This window comes from Actinocorallia aurea, from assembly GCF_054783995.1.
The window spans coordinates 295,314-309,812 of record NZ_BAAGPQ010000038.1 but is presented as its reverse complement, the minus strand read 5'-3'; the positions used below and the strand labels follow the sequence as shown (position 1 = coordinate 309,812).

Genomic DNA, 14,499 nt, shown 5'->3' with positions numbered 1-14,499 from the left:
CGGCCCGCCGAGCGGACCGGGCGCACCCGACGATCGTCGCGAGTACGGACCTCACGCACCGACCAGGGTTTCCTCTTTACGCGAAGAGCTCCTCGACGGTGGTGACGGCCGGGACTCGAAGGATCCATGCCTCCAACTGCTCGGCGTCCGTGCACCCGGTGATCCGGGCCCGAGCGGCGTCGGAGACGGCGATCCCTCGGCCCTGCAGGAACAGCAGCAGGGCTTTGGCCTCACCACGGGCCTCACCCCGGGCCTCGGATTCGCTGCGGAGGTGGGAGACGAACCGCTTGGTGCTGGTGCTCATGAGTGCCTTCCACAGGTCTAGGGCGGCCGGTGTGGTCTGGAAGCCCGCCTCGGCGAACTCGGCGATGCTGGTGGCGCTCTCGATGTCGACGCTGTCCAGCGCCTCCATCAGCGTCTCCAGTATGCCACCCGCGTCCGGATCCAGAGCGTTGACCACGGCCGATACCGCGGTGAACGAAACGTCGGCGCATGCTTCATCGAGATCGGTGATCTTGGGTGTGTTGTCCGGCCCCATCACGTACGGGGTGAGCTCGAAGGTCATCGGGAGGCCAGGGATGCCGCACCGGATGGGTCGGCGGGCCCAGGCGGCGGTGGCGGCCCGCTGGGTGATCACCAGGAGGCCGACCGGGCAGCGGTGCTTGGCGCGCAGGTGGGTGACGAGCTGCGGCCAGGTGTCGCTCTTGTCGTCATCGGCATGGGTCTGCGACTCCAGGATCAGGACGCAGGGTCCCTGGTCGGCGATCTCCAGCCGGAGGACCGTGTCGCAGCGCCGCTCCAGGGGGCGGATCTCGGTGGTGTCGATGTTGAGCTGGGACCGGAAATGCCGGGGCCCGGTCGACGGCGGTGTCGGCCGGGCTCCGGGGCAGGGCGAGGGGTCAGTGGTGGTGGGCTTCTTCGGCGCCCAGGCCGGTGAGGGAGCGGACTTCCATTTCGGCGTACTTGGATTCGCGGTGTTCCTTGCTGAGGACGGTGCCGAGGTAGCCGAAGAGGAAGCCCAGGGGGATGGACACGAGGCCGGGGTTCTCCAGGGGGAACCAGGAGATGTCGACCGAGGCGGGCAGGAGGGACAGGGACTTGCCGTCGGGGGCCACGCCCTTGCCGGAGACGACCGGGGAGAAGATGACGAGGAGGACGGCGGAGCCCAGACCGCCATAGATGGCCGCGACGGCGCCCGCGGTGTTGAAGCGCTTCCAGAAGAGGCTGTAGAGGATCGCGGGAAGGTTGCCGGACGCGGCGACGGCGAAGGCCAGCGCGACGAGGAACGCCACGTTGAGGCGCTGCGCGAAGATGCCGAGCACGATGGCGACGGCGCCGATGACGAACGCGGAGACCTTCGCGACCCGCACCTCGTCCCGCTCGGAGGCCGTGCCCTTCTTGATGACGTGCGCGTACAGGTCGTGCGCGACCGACGAGGACGACGCGAGGGTCAGGCCCGCGACGACCGCGAGGATCGTGGCGAAGGCGACGGCCGCGATGAAGGCGAGCAGGATGGTGCCGCCGACCTCGCCGAACAGCAGGTCGCCGATCTTCTCGGCGAGCAGCGGCGCCGCCGTGTTGCCCGCCGCGTTCGACGCCGCGATCGTCTTCGATCCGACGAGGGCCGCCGCGCCGAAGCCGAGGACGAGCGTGAGCAGGTAGAACACGCCGATGATGCCGATGCCCCACAGCACTGACTTGCGGGCGTCGCGGGCGGTCGGCACGGTGTAGAAGCGGATGAGGATGTGCGGCAGGCCCGCCGTGCCGAGCACGAGCGCGAGGCCGAGGCTGATGAGGTCGAGCTTGCCGGCGAGGCCCTGCGCCTCGGTCCCGTACTTCAGGCCGGGCTCCAGGAACGCCCGCCCCTTGCCGCTCTGCTCGGCCGCGTCGCCCATCAGGTTCGAGACGTTGAAGCCGTACTTGCCGAGCACGAGCAGCGTGATGAGGGTCGCGCCGCCCATCAGCAGCACCGCCTTGACGATCTGCACCCAGGTGGTGCCCTTCATCCCGCCGACGACCACGTAGACGATCATGAGGATGCCGACGCCCACGATGGTGAACGCTTTGGCGGCCTCGCTCGTGAGCCCGAACAGCAGGGCGACGAGGGCGCCCGCGCCGACCATCTGGGCGAGCAGGTAGAAGATCGACACCACGATCGTGGAGACGCCCGCCGCCGTCCGGACGGGCAGCGGCCGCATCCTGAACGCCAGGACGTCGGCCATCGTGTACTTGCCGGAGTTGCGCATCAGTTCGGCGACGAGCAGCAGCGCCACCAGCCAGGCGACGAGGAAGCCGATCGAGTAGAGGAACCCGTCGTAGCCGCTGAGCGCGATGATCCCGGCGATGCCGAGGAACGAGGCGGCCGACATGTAGTCGCCGCCGATCGCCATGCCGTTCTGCGCGGCGGAGAAGGAACGGCCGCCCGCGTAGAAGTCGGCGGCGTCCTTGGTCTGGCGGGACGCCCGGACCGTCAGGACGAGGGTGAAGCCGACGAAGAGCAGGAACAGGATGATCGCGAGGGTGTGGTTGCTCACCGCTGCGCCTCCTTGCGGATCTTCTCGGCCAGCGGGTCGAACGTCGACCCCGCGTGCCGCGCGTAGAGGTAGGCGATGGAGAAGGTGGAGACGAACTGGAGCAGCCCGAACACCAGCGCGACGTTGATGTTGCCGACGAGCTGGACGGCCATGAAGTCGCGCGCGAACGCGGACATGACCACGTAGAGCAGATACCAGGCGAGGAACGCGACGGTCAGGGGGAACACGAAGGAGCGGAACTTGTGCCGCAGGCTCACGAAGTCCGGGGTCGCCCGGACCTCCTCGTACACGCTGAATCCCTCGGGAGCCGTGCTCATGCGGGGACCTCCTTGACGGTGTGATGGGGGTCACTGCGGGGTGATCACGCCCACAACGTAAGCCGCGTGAATGCTCCCGAGGAGAGGTGTATCGGCGAGCCGCTCGCCGCCTGCGACCGTTCTTGATCGGCTGCGTTGAACGGTCGTTCCGACGCGGCGAACGGGCCGGCGTGTCCGTCAGATACGCCGGGGGCGCCAGTCGCCGCGATCAAGCTCCACGCCTTCGGGGGTGTGCAGCCGGACCATCGTGCGGGCGGTGTGCGGCGGGCGGGCGGTGTGCCGGGAGACCGCGACCATCACCAGGAACGTCAGCGGGACGGTCCACGCGCCGGGCTGGGCGATCCAGTCGTAGGGGCGCTCGGTCACCACGGTCCAGATGACCGCCCCGCCCGCGAGGACGCCGCCCGTCGCGAGGCCCGCGAGCGCGCCCGCCGCGGTGAGACCGCGCCACCAGATGCCGAGCACGAGCAGCGGGCAGAACGTCGACGCCGACAGCGCGAACGCCAGCCCGACCATCGTGGCGACCGGCAGCGAGGACGGGACGGCCAGGGCCAGCGCCAAAGGCACCCCGATCGCCACCAGGGTCGCCGCCCGGAACGAGCGGACCCCGCCCCGGAACAGGTCCTGCGCGATCACGCCCGCCACCGACACCGTCAGCCCCGACGACGTCGAGAGGAACGCCGCGAAGGCGCCCGCGACGAGCAGCGCGCCGAGGAGCTCGCCGAGCGTCCCGCCGAGGATCCGGCCGGGAAGCTGGAGCACCACGGTGTCGGTCTCGGGCGAGCCGCCTTCGGCGAGGTCGGCCGCATAGATCTTGCCGAGCGCGCCGTAGGCGGCGGGCAGCAGGTAGAACAGCCCGAGCAGGCCGAGCACGACCGACGTCGTGCGACGCGCGGCGGCCCCGTCGGGGTTGGTGTAGAACCGGACGAGGACGTGCGGCAGCCCCATCGTGCCGAGGAACGTCGCGAGGATGAGCGAGTACGTCGAGTACAGGCCGTCGTCGCCGGGCAGCAGCCAGGACGTGTCGGAGATGCCGGGCGCGCCGTCCGAGCGCCACGCGGCCAGCAGGAACACCAGCGGGACGCCCAGCGCGGTCAGTTTCAGCCAGTACTGGAGCGCCTGGACGAGGGTGATGCTGCGCATCCCGCCCGCGACGACCCCGAGGATCACGACGGCCGCGACGAGCACGCCGCCCGCCCACGTCGGCCCGCCCGTCACCGCGGCCAGCACCCGGCCGGCCGCCTGGAGCTGCGGCAGCAGGTAGAGCCAGCCGATGAGCACCACCAGCAGGCTCGCCGCCCGCCGCACCGCCATCGACTCCAGCCGCGCCTCGGCGAAGTCCGGCAGCGTGTAGGCGCCCGAGCGGCGCAGCGGCGCGGCGACGAGGACGAGCAGCACGAGGTAGCCGCCGGTCCACCCGACCGGCAGCCACAGCAGGTCGACGCCCCCGGCCAGCACCAGGCCCGCGATCCCGAGGAACGACGCGGCCGAGACGTACTCCCCGCCGATCGCCGAGGCGTTCGCCAGCGGCGACACCCCGCGCGAGGCCACGTAGAAGTCGGACGTGGTGCGCGACAGGCGAAGCCCGTAGAAGCCCGCGAGAAGGGTCGCCACCGCGACCGCGGCGACGGCCGCGGCGTTCACCGGTCGCTCACCCCCGCTGCACCATCTCGGCGAAGTCCCGCTCGGCGGCCTCGGCCTGCCGCCGGTACCACCAGCCGAGCCCGGCGAACAGCGGGTAGACGGCCACCGCCAGCAGCAGCCACGGCAGCGGGATCCCGAGCACCTGCGCCTCCCGCATCGGACGCACCAGCGCGAACGCCAACGGCAGCCCTCCAATGAGCGTCACCAGGACCACGCACACCGACAGTGACAGCTTGAGCTGCGACCGTATCAGCGCGCTCATGTAGACCTCGCCCAGTCGCGTCTGCTCGTCGATCTCGCGGGTGCGCGGGCCCGGCCGCCGCCTCGGCACGGCCGCGCGCGGGCTCGTCACGGTCTCCCTGCGCGCGGTCACGGGCGCGGCCTGCGCAGCATGAGGTCGCGCAGCTCGCGGGTGTGCCGGCGGCTCACCGGCAGCTCGGTCCCGGCGACGACGACGGTGCAGCGCCCGGCGTCGAGGCGCAGTTCGCTGATGTGCGGGACCGCCACGAGGTGGCTGCGGTGGATCCGCAGGAGGGCGGGCCAGCGCTCTTCCAGCACGGTCAGCGGGATCCGCACCAGATGCGCGCCGGACGCGGTGTGCAGTCTGGCGTAGTCGCCGCGCGCCTCCACGAAGTGGACCTCCGAGGCATGGACGAAGCGGGTCACCCCGGACAGCTCCACAGGGAGGGGCTCGGGCTCGCGCGGGAGCTCCGCGGCGGGGTCGGCGGGGTCGCTGATCCGCCGGACGGTCTCGGCGAGCCGCTCCGGCCGCACCGGCTTGAGGAGGTAGTCCGCCGCCTGGAGCTCGAACGCCTGCACCGCGTGCTCCTCGTGCGCGGTCACGTAGACGAGCCGGGGAGGGCAGGCGAACTGGGCCAGGAGTCTGCCCAGGACGATTCCGTCGATGCCGGGCATCCTGACGTCGAGGAAGACGGCGTCGTAGGGGCGTTCCGCGGCGATCGCGCGGTCGAGGGCGCGCAGCGCGGCGGCGCCGTCCCGCGCGCCGTCGACGCCGGCGACACGGGGGTCGTTCCGCAGCAGGAAGACGAGGTCGTCCAGGGCGGGCAGTTCGTCGTCCACGGCTAGCACGCGCATCTCCAAAGCGTGACGACCATCACAAAGGATGTCAAAGGTCGATTTTCTCGATATTCGGCCGTTTTCGGTCCCGTCTCGGCGCGCGGCCTCACCGCGCCGTCACGCCCGGGTGGTACTTCGGCACCCTTAGCGTGATCTTCACACCGGCGCCCTCCGCCGTCTCCACGACGAGGCCGTACGCGTCGCCGTAGACCTGGCGCAGGCGGGTGTCCACATTGGCGAGTCCTATGCCCGTCCCGGCGGCGCCCTCCCCCGCGAGGACCCTCCGCATCTCCTCGGGGGCCATGCCCACCCCGTCGTCCTCGACGATCAGGCGGCACTCCGCGCCCGCGTCCTCGGCGAGCAGCGTGATCCGGCCCGGACCCGGGCGTCCTTCGAGGCCGTGCCGCACCGCGTTCTCCACCAGCGGCTGCAGGCAGAGGAACGGGACGGCCACCGGCAGCACCTCAGGCGCGATCCGCAAGGTCACGCGCAGCCTCTCCTCACCGAACCGCGCGCGGGCCAGCATGAGGAACCTGTCGATGTTGCGCAATTCCTCGGCCAGCGTCGTGAACTCCCCGTGCCGCCGGAACGAGTACCGCGTGAAATCGGCGAACTCCAGCAGCAGCTCCCTGGCCTGCTCCGGATCCGTCCGGACGAACGAGGCGATCGTGGTCAGCGAGTTGTAGATGAAATGCGGGGAGATCTGCGCCCGCAGCGCCCGCACCTCGGCCTCCACCAGCAGCTCGCGCGAGCGGTCCAGCTCCGCCAGCTCCAGATGGGTCGCCACCCACCGGCCGACCTCCTCCGTCGCCCGCACCAGCCCCGGCGACGCCTGCCCGCCGAACGCCACGAGCGTCCCCGCCACGCCCGCGTCCGTCGCCAGCGGCACCACCACCGCCGCCCCGCCCCCCGGCAGCTCGACGACCCTGGCCCGCCCCGTCTCCAGGGAATGGGCCGCGAGCTCCATGACGCCGTCGCGCGGGCCCGTCAGGACCTCCTCGCGATCGGTGATCGCCAGATCGTCGGCGCCCAGCAGCTCCCTCAGGTGGCGGGCCGCCTTCTCCGCGCCCGAGCGGGTCAGCCCCCGGCGCAGCGCCGGGGCCGCGAGGGAGGCCTTGTGCAGGGTCTCGAAGGCGGCCCGCTCGGCGGGCCCGCCCAGATCACGGCGGCGCAGCCGGACCAGCAGGAGCACGGCGGCGGCGAACGCGACGGCGAAGAAGAGGAGGGCGGCTTCCACCCCAGCCAAGGTAGGGGGCGAGCGCCGATAATCTGGGCGGCATGACCGAAGTGCCTCCGTGCTGTGCCGCATCCCGTCCCGCGTCGGAACCGACTCCGGTCACGTTGTCTCTCTCGTCCGCTCCCCCACCCTCGCCGCCCGCCCGGCCCGCCGAACCGCCCAAGGGCATGATCCTTCTGCCCGGCGGCGTCTTCCAGATGGGCAACGAGGACGAGAACGCCAACCCGCTCGACGGCGAAGGCCCCGTCCGCGAAGTCGAGGTCGGCCCGTTCCGGATCGACCCGACCACCGTCACCAACGCCCAGTTCGCCCGGTTCGTCAAGGACACCGGGTATGTGACCGAGGCCGAGACCTTCGGATGGTCCTTCGTCTTCTACGGCCTGCTCGCCCCCGAGGTCGCCGCGCACACCCGGTCGCCCGAAGGCACCCCCTGGTGGCGGGCCATCGAAGGCGCCACCTGGCGGACCCCCGAAGGCGAAGGCTCCGACATCACCCGCCGCCAGAAGCACCCGGTCATCCACGTCTCCTGGGCCGACGCCGCCGCCTACGCCGCCTGGGCCGGCAAACGCCTCCCCACCGAGATCGAATGGGAGTACGCCGCCCGCGGCGGCCTCGAGCGGATGACCTTCCCCTGGGGCAACGAGCTGTACCCGCGCGGCCAGCGCCGCGCCAACGTCTGGGAAGGCGACTTCCCCACCCACCACACCGGCGCCGTCGGCCCCGTCGCCGCCGACTCCTTCCGCCCCAACGGCTACGGCCTGTACAACACCGTCGGCAACGTCTGGGAGTGGACCGCCGACTGGTTCGACGCCGCGCAGGACCGCCGCGCCATGCGCGGCGGCTCCTACCTCTGCCACGACTCCTACTGCAACCGCTACCGCGTCGCCGCCCGCACCGCCAACACCCCCGACTCCTCCACAGGCAACATCGGCTTTCGCTGCGCGTACTGAACTGCCGCGGCTCCGCCGCGGCGTGATCGGGCGCTTGAGATCCCTGGGCTGCCGATCACTGGTCCTCGGCCCCGGGGGGCCCGCGGCATGCACCTTGGCCGATGCGCGGACCTTCGCAGCGCGGGCTCGGCCTAGGGGTCGGGTCTGCGACGCCGGAGCCGGGGCCTTTACGTAGTAAGTCTGGTTTTAAGGTGGGTCAGGGGGTGAGGTGGGGCCAGTCGTGTTGCCAGTTGCGGCCTTCGGCGTCGATGAAGGAGCCGGGTGGGGCGGGGACGTCGTGGGCGCGGAGCCAGGTGCCGGGCGGGGTCTGGGTGCGGCGGGGGCGGCCGTCGGAGGGCATGATCTGGGGCGGGATGGGGGCCGGGGGCGGGTCGTAGTAGACCTCTTGGCTGAGTTCGGCCTGGTCCTTCTCCTCGGCCATGCCGATGGGGCCCTCGCGGCGGGCGTTGAAGAACTGGTTCACGGCCGGGTCGCGGCTGGTGAGGATCATCTCGCGGGGGCCGAACGCGACGAGGCCGCGGCGGAAGAGCAGGCCCATGTTGTCGGGCAGGACGCGGGCGGTGCCGATGTCGTGCGTGACGATGAGGATCGTCGCGTTCGTCTCGTGGTTGATGTCCACGAAGAGCTGGCTGAGGTAGGACGTCCGGACGGGGTCGAGGCCCGAGTCCGGCTCGTCGGCGAGGATGATCTCCGGGTCCAGGACGAGGGCGCGGGCCAGCCCCGCGCGCTTGCGCATCCCGCCCGAGATTTCCCCGGGGAACTTGTCCTCCGCGCCGGAGAGGCCGACCAGCTCCATCTTCTCCAGAGTCTTGGCGCGCACCTTCGACTCCGACAGCCGCGTGTGCTCGCGCAGCGGGAACGCGACATTGTCGAAGACGCTCATCGAGCCGAACAGCGCCCCGTCCTGGAACAGCACGCCGAACCGCCGCCGCATCTCGTACAGCCGCCGCTCGCGCAGCTCCGGCACGTCCTGGCCGTCGACCCAGACGTGCCCGCGGTCGGGCCGCAGCAGCCCGATGAGGTTCTTCAGGAACACCGACTTGCCCGTCCCCGACGGCCCGAGCAGGGCCGAGATCTGGCCCGCGGGGACGGTGAACGAAACGTCCTCCCAGATGACCTGCCGGCCGAACGACTTGCGCAGGCCCTCCACCCGGATCTCGACACCCATGGCGGCACTCCCCGCCGGGGCCGGTCGGCGGGCGGTCCCGCACATCGGGGACGGCCCCGTCACCCGGAAGGTACGTCGCAACAAAAGCCCTGAGAGGGCCCAAAAACCCCTAGGCGGCCGGGATGCCGAGGGCCTTGTGCACTTCGGTGAGGACCTCGGGGAGCTGGTCGACCAGGTAGAAGTGGCCGCCGGGGAACGCCCTGACCTCGCAGGGGCCCGTCGTCAGCTCCGCCCAGCGGTGCATCTCCTCCACCGTGACGTGCGGGTCCGCCTCGCCGGTGAGCGCGGTGACGGGCATGGCCAGCTTCGGCGCCGCCGCGTCCGTCCGGTACCCCTCGATCGCCTTGAAGTCGGCCCGGACGTACGGGAGGACGAGTTCGCGCAGCTCAGGATCGGCCAGCGCCGCGGTGTCGGTGCCGCCCAGCGCCGTCAGCTCCGCGACGAGCCCGTCGTCGTCCCGCTCGGAGATCCGCTCCGCGCGGTCGGTCCGCCGGTGCACGGGCTTGGCGCCCGAGGCGAAGAAGTGGACGGGCGCGGCGCCCTTCGCCTGCAGGATCAGCGCGGTCTCGTAGGCGACGAGCGAGCCCATGCTGTGCCCGAGCAGGGCGAGCGGCCGGTCGGTGAGGGGCGCGAGCGCGGCGGCGATGAGGCGGGCGGCCTGCTTCAGGTCGGTCATGTGCGGATCGCGCATCCGGTCGGCGCGGCCCGGGTACTGCACGGCGTGGACTTCGAGGGCCGGGCTCGCGGACTTGCCCCACGGCCGGAACGACACGGCGGAGCCTCCGGCGTGCGGGAAGCAGACGAGGCGCGTCGTCGCCCAGGGCCGGGGGTCGGGGCAGCGCAGCCAGCTCACGGTCTTCCTCTTTCCACTCGTCTGCTCAGCCGGGGTCGCGGGGGTCGCCCGGCAGTGGCCACGGGGCGATCCGGGGGTCGGGCACGGCCTTCACCCCGGTCTCCTCCCACGCGATGGAGAAGCCGCGCCGCAGGTAGTTCGCCTTGGCGTTCGGATGGTCGAGCGTACTCGTGCGCAGCCATACCCGGCGCGTCGGCCCCAGGCCGTCGCCCCACAGGACGCCGCGCTGCCAGGCCCGCCGCACGCATTGCTCGACGAGGTGGCCGCCGAAGCCGCGTCCGACGAACGCGGGGACGAGTCCGACGAGGTGGATCTCGGTGTCGCCGTCGGGCTGCGCCTCCAGTTCGAAGTACCCCGCGACGGTTCCCTCGGCCAGCGCGAGCCAGGTCGCGAGTTCCGGGCGGTCCACCCATTTCACCCAGTCGGTGTAGCTCCAGGAGAAGCGGTCGGTCCAGCAGACGCGCGCGCCGACCGCCGCGTACAGGGCCCGGTTGAGGTCGGGCGAGGGCACGCGGCCGAGGCTGAACGCCATCTCGCCCGCCGGCCGGGGGCTGGGTCTGAGGTCGCCGAGGTGGCGGAGCTCCATGGCCCACTCGGTGACGGTGATCTCCTGCGGCGCGCCGGGAACGGCCAAGGTCAGGCGTCCATGGCGCGGGCGAGGCTGCGCGGCCGCATGTCCGTCCAGTGCTCGGTGATGTGGTCGAGGCAGGCCTGCCGGGTGTCGGCGGTCTTCTCGACCGTCCAGCCCGCGGGAACTTCGGCGAAGGTCGGCCACAGCGAGTACTGGCCTTCGTCGTTCACCAGGACGAGGTAGGTCGCGTCGTCGTTCTCGAATGGGTTCGTCGCCATTTCGGGGGTCCTTCCGGGTCGGGGGTGTTCTGTAGGGGTCCGGCTAAGGCCGCAGCCGGTCCGCCAGCGCCGCGGCGATCGCCGCGACCGCCTGCGGTTCCATGAGGAAGTGGTGTTCGACGTCGAGGTCGTGGACTTCGAGCCCCGCGGTGTAGGGCGCCCACGTGGCCGGGGCCGGGGAGTCGGGGCGCAGGCCGCGGGTGGCGCGGAAGAAGACCATCGGGAAGGGCGCCATGCCGGACGGCACGTACCCGTCGACGATCCGGAGCCCGTTCTCGTAGGTGCTGTAGACGGCGAGGAGCTGGTCCTCCTCCAGGGTGGCGAACGCGTCGCCGCGGGAGCGCAGCTCGGCCATGATCGCCGCGATGTCCGGGTCGGCCGGGTCTCCGACGATCTTCTCGTCGATGCCGATCGACTGGAGCAGTTCGGGGATCACCTCGCGCTCGTCGGTGGCGAGGTCCTGGGAGTGGAAGGAGTCGAGCAGGCACAGCAGCCCGATCTCCTCGCCCCTCTCGTGCAGGATCCGGGCCGCCTCGAAGGCGACGAGCCCGCCGAGCGACCAGCCGAGCAGGTGGTACGGGCCGTTCGGGCGGACCTTCAGGATCTCGGCCACGTAGTCCTCGGCCATGGCCCGCACGGACTCCGCGCGGTACGCGGGCTCCGACAGGGCCCGGGACTGGAGGCCGTAGAGAGGTCCGGGAAGGTGGGGCAGGAAAGCGAAGTAGGGCCAGGAGAGCCCGGCGGCCGGGTGGACGCAGAACAGGGGCGCGCCTTCACCGCCGGTGCGGATCGGCAGCAGGACGTCGAGGCCGAGTCCGGGATCGCCGCCGCCGAGGAGGCCCGCGACGGTCTGGTGGGTGAAGACCATGCGCGGGGTGAGGTCGAAGCCCGCCTCGGTGGCGCGCGAGGCGAGGCGGAGGGCGGCGATGCTGTCTCCGCCGAGGTCGAAGAAGCCCGCGTCGGCCGGCACCGACTCCAGCCCGAGGACCTCGGCGAACAGCGCGCACAGGCGCTCCTCGTCGGGGGTGGCCGGGGGCCGTCCGGCGAGGGTGAAGCCGGGGGCGGGCAGCGCGGCGCGGTCGAGCTTGCCGCTGCCGTTGAGCGGGAAGGCGGGCAGGACGACGACGGCCACGGGGACCATGTAGGACGGCAGTTGCGCGGCGAGGTAGCCGCGCAGCTCGTCCGGCTCGGGAGACAGGCCCTCGTGCGCGACCGCGTAGGCGACGAGGCGTTTGTCGCCGGGCCTGTCCTCGCGGGCGAGCACGGCGGCCTGCGCGACGTACGGGTGCGCGCCCAGGGTCGCCTCGATCTCGCCGAGTTCGATCCGGAACCCGCGGATCTTCACCTGGAAGTCGGCCCGGTCGACGTACTCCAGCAGCCCGTCCTTCCAGCGCACGAGGTCGCCGGTGCGGTACATGCGCGCGCCGGGCGGCCCGGACGGGCAGGCGACGAACCGCTCCGCGGTGAGCGCGGGACGGCCGAGGTAGCCGCGCGCGAGGCCCGCCCCGGAGATGTACAGCTCGCCGGTGACGCCCTCGGGAACGGGCCGCAGGGCCGCGTCGAGGACGTGCAGGACCGTGTCGTCCAGCGGCCCGCCGAGGGGCGGGGCGGCGCGGTCGCCCAGGTGGTCGCGCATCGGCTGGAAGGCCGCGTACGTGGTCGTCTCGGTCGGCCCGTACACGTTGGCCAGGTAGGTGTCCGGGCAGGCTTCCAGGACGGCGCGCATGGCGCGCGCGTTGCCCGCCTCGCCGCCGGTGTGCAGGCGCTTCAGCGACGCGAACGCGGCGGGCCGCTCGGCGGCGAGCAGGTTGAACAGGCTCGTGGTGACGAACGCCCCGGTGACGCGCTCGGCCGCGGCGACCTCGGCGAAGGCCGCGGCGTCGAGGTCGCCCGGAGGGGCGATGACGGCCGTGCCGCCGTTAAGGAGCGGCGTCCAGATCTCGTAGGTCGAGGCGTCGAAGGCGTGCGCGGAGAAGACCAGGACGCGCTCGTGGCCGTCGCTCACCTGGCCGTCGGCGCTGAACGCGGCGACCTCGCGGTGCGCGACGCCGACGCGCTTGGGCAGGCCGGTCGAGCCGGAGGTGAAGATCGCGTAGGCGAGGGAGTCGGGGCTCGCGGGGCCCGGGAGGTCGGCGTCCGGCTCCTCGCCTGCCTCGTCCACCCGGAGGGCGCGGACCCCGGGGGTGAAGCCGGGGTCGGCGAAGGCCGCGTCGAGCAGGAGGACGGGCGCGCCCGACTCCGCGAGCGCCCACGCGCGCCGCTCGGGCGGGTAGCTGTGGTGGATCGGCACGTAGTAGCCGCCGGTCTTGAGCACCGCGAGCGTCGCCGCGACGACGTCCGGGCCGCGCTCCAGCAGCAGGGCCACGGGCGTCTCGGGGCCTGCTCCCGCCGCGCGCAGCCGCCGCGCGAGGCGGGTCGAGCGCTCGTCCAGCTCCGCGTAGGTGAGCGAGGCGCCCGCGTACCTGAGCGCGACGGCGTCGGGCCGGGCCGCGACGGACGCGGCGAAGCGCGCGGTGATCGTCTCGGCCTTCCGCCCGATGACCGGGCCGGTGCCCAGCGCGCGCGCTGCCGTGCGCTCTTCGGCGGTGAGCAGGTCGAGCGCGCCGATCCGGGTCTCCGGCGCGGAGGCGATCGCCTCCAGGACGCGCCGCAGCCTTCCGGCCAGGCGCCCCGCCTCGGCGGAGGTGAGCAGGTCGGGCCGGTAGTCGAACCGGACGCCCAGCTCGCGGCCCGGCACGGCGGCGACCGCGACGGGGTAGTGGGTGGCGTCGTGCATGCTCACCCCGGAGACCTTGACCCCGTTCAGGTCGGTCGCCTCGGCGTCGGGGTCGAACGGGTAGTTCTCCAGCACCATGACGGTGTCGAACAGGCCGCCGAGCCTGGTGAGGCCCTGGATCTCGGCGAGCCCGAGGTGGTGGTGGGCCAGCAGGTCGGCCTGCTCGCCCTGCACGCGGCGCAGCGCCTCGTCGAGCGTGTCCCAGGGCGTCGTGCGGACCCGGACGGGCAGGGTGTTGATGAAGAGCCCGACCATCTGCTCCACACCCGGCAGGTCGGCGGGGCGGCCGGAGACGACGCCGCCGAACACCACGTCGGTGCGGCCCGTCTCCGCGCCGAGCACGAGCCCCCAGGCGAGCTGGAGCACCGTGTTCAGCGTGACGCCCGCGGACCTTGCGCGGGCCGTGAGCGCGGCGGTCAGGTCCTCGGGAAGGCTCAGGTGCAGCTTGCGCGGCTCCACGGCGGCACCGCCCGAGGCGGCCGGACGCAGCAGCGTGGGTTCCTCGACGCCTTGCAGCGCCTCCCGCCAGGCCGCTTCCGCCGCTCCCCTGTCCTGCCGTGACACCCAGGACAGGTAGTTCTTGTAAGGCGTGACGCGCGGGAGCACCGAGGCGTCCCCGCCCGTCAGGTACAGGGCGAACAGCTCGGTCTGGAGCAGCGGGGTGGACCAGCCGTCGAGCAGGATGTGGTGGTTGGTGAAGACGAGGTGGTGCACGTCGGGCGTCTCATCCTTCACCAGGACGAAGCGCAGGAGCGGCGGCCGGGCGAGGTCGAAACGGTGCCCCCGCTCCCGGGCGGCGATCTCCGCGACGTCCCCGGCGGTCTCCTCGAACGGCACCTTGACGGCCTTGGCCACGAGCTGCACGGGCTCGCCCGTCTTGCGCTGCCGGAACGCCGCGCGGAGGTTGGCGTGCCGGGCGACGAGCGCCTCGGCCGCCGCCCTCAGCGCCGCCGTGTCCAGCGGCCCGTCGAGCCGCAGGACGACCTGGGCGCTGTAGACGTCGGCGTCGCCGTCGAAGGCCGCGTGGAAGTACAGCCCCTGCTGGAGCGGCGACAGCGGGAGCACGTCCTCCAGGTTGCCGCTCATCGGCCCTC

The 14,499-nt window shown here is 72.3% G+C and carries 13 protein-coding genes; 1 reads left to right on the top strand and 12 read right to left on the bottom strand.

Going from position 1 to position 14,499, the window contains the following annotated elements; genetic code table 11:
- Positions 1–76 precede the first annotated feature (76 nt).
- The 7 genes from ACYVOM_RS39725 to ACYVOM_RS39695 form a co-directional block, all read right to left on the bottom strand.
- The gene (locus tag ACYVOM_RS39725; RefSeq protein ID WP_460308794.1) at positions 77–565 is read right to left on the bottom strand and encodes a hypothetical protein; all 489 of its coding nucleotides are present in this window, start codon (positions 563–565) and stop codon (positions 77–79) included.
- A 334-nt stretch (positions 566–899) separates the two neighbouring features.
- The gene (locus tag ACYVOM_RS39720; RefSeq protein ID WP_460308793.1) at positions 900–2,534 is read right to left on the bottom strand and encodes a solute symporter family protein; all 1,635 of its coding nucleotides are present in this window, start codon (positions 2,532–2,534) and stop codon (positions 900–902) included.
- Positions 2,531–2,851: a DUF485 domain-containing protein gene (locus ACYVOM_RS39715; protein WP_460308792.1), complete on the bottom strand. Its 321-nt coding sequence runs from the start codon at positions 2,849–2,851 to the stop codon at positions 2,531–2,533. Before ACYVOM_RS39715 ends, ACYVOM_RS39720 begins: the two co-directional genes overlap by 4 nt.
- A 177-nt stretch (positions 2,852–3,028) precedes the next feature.
- Positions 3,029–4,495: a sodium/solute symporter gene (locus ACYVOM_RS39710; protein ID WP_460308791.1), complete on the bottom strand. Its 1,467-nt coding sequence runs from the start codon at positions 4,493–4,495 to the stop codon at positions 3,029–3,031.
- 7 nt (positions 4,496–4,502) lie between these two features.
- Positions 4,503–4,868 carry a hypothetical protein gene (locus ACYVOM_RS39705; protein ID WP_460308790.1) on the bottom strand — a complete coding sequence of 122 codons (366 nt, stop codon included), beginning with the start codon at positions 4,866–4,868 and terminating at the stop codon, positions 4,503–4,505.
- Positions 4,865–5,590: a LytR/AlgR family response regulator transcription factor gene (locus tag ACYVOM_RS39700; protein WP_460308789.1), complete on the bottom strand. Its 726-nt coding sequence runs from the start codon at positions 5,588–5,590 to the stop codon at positions 4,865–4,867. Before ACYVOM_RS39700 ends, ACYVOM_RS39705 begins: the two co-directional genes overlap by 4 nt.
- 88 nt (positions 5,591–5,678) lie before the next feature.
- Complete coding sequence (locus ACYVOM_RS39695; protein ID WP_460308788.1) at positions 5,679–6,818, bottom strand: sensor histidine kinase; 1,140 nt, start codon at positions 6,816–6,818, stop codon at positions 5,679–5,681.
- A 95-nt stretch (positions 6,819–6,913) separates the two neighbouring features.
- On the opposite strand from ACYVOM_RS39695, the gene ACYVOM_RS39690 reads away from it, so the two are divergent.
- The gene (locus ACYVOM_RS39690) at positions 6,914–7,759 is read left to right on the top strand and encodes a formylglycine-generating enzyme family protein (RefSeq protein WP_460308787.1); all 846 of its coding nucleotides are present in this window, start codon (positions 6,914–6,916) and stop codon (positions 7,757–7,759) included.
- Positions 7,760–7,955: 196 nt separating this feature from the next.
- Here ACYVOM_RS39690 and ACYVOM_RS39685 read toward each other — a convergent pair whose 3' ends face one another.
- The 5 genes from ACYVOM_RS39685 to ACYVOM_RS39665 all read right to left on the bottom strand — a co-directional run bounded on the left by ACYVOM_RS39685 (position 7,956) and on the right by ACYVOM_RS39665 (position 14,491).
- Positions 7,956–8,927 carry an ABC transporter ATP-binding protein gene (locus ACYVOM_RS39685; protein WP_460308786.1) on the bottom strand — a complete coding sequence of 324 codons (972 nt, stop codon included), beginning with the start codon at positions 8,925–8,927 and terminating at the stop codon, positions 7,956–7,958.
- Positions 8,928–9,036: 109 nt separating this feature from the next.
- On the bottom strand, positions 9,037–9,780 hold the full coding sequence (locus ACYVOM_RS39680; protein WP_460308785.1) for a thioesterase II family protein: 744 nt from the start codon (positions 9,778–9,780) through the stop codon (positions 9,037–9,039).
- 25 nt (positions 9,781–9,805) lie between these two features.
- Positions 9,806–10,414 carry a GNAT family N-acetyltransferase gene (locus ACYVOM_RS39675; RefSeq protein WP_460308784.1) on the bottom strand — a complete coding sequence of 203 codons (609 nt, stop codon included), beginning with the start codon at positions 10,412–10,414 and terminating at the stop codon, positions 9,806–9,808.
- A 2-nt stretch (positions 10,415–10,416) separates the two neighbouring features.
- A complete protein-coding gene (locus ACYVOM_RS39670; protein ID WP_460308783.1) occupies positions 10,417–10,629 on the bottom strand; it encodes an MbtH family protein in 213 nt (70 codons plus the stop codon).
- A gap of 43 nt (positions 10,630–10,672) precedes the next feature.
- Positions 10,673–14,491: an amino acid adenylation domain-containing protein gene (locus tag ACYVOM_RS39665; protein ID WP_460308782.1), complete on the bottom strand. Its 3,819-nt coding sequence runs from the start codon at positions 14,489–14,491 to the stop codon at positions 10,673–10,675.
- Between the last annotated feature and the right edge of the window lie 8 nt (positions 14,492–14,499).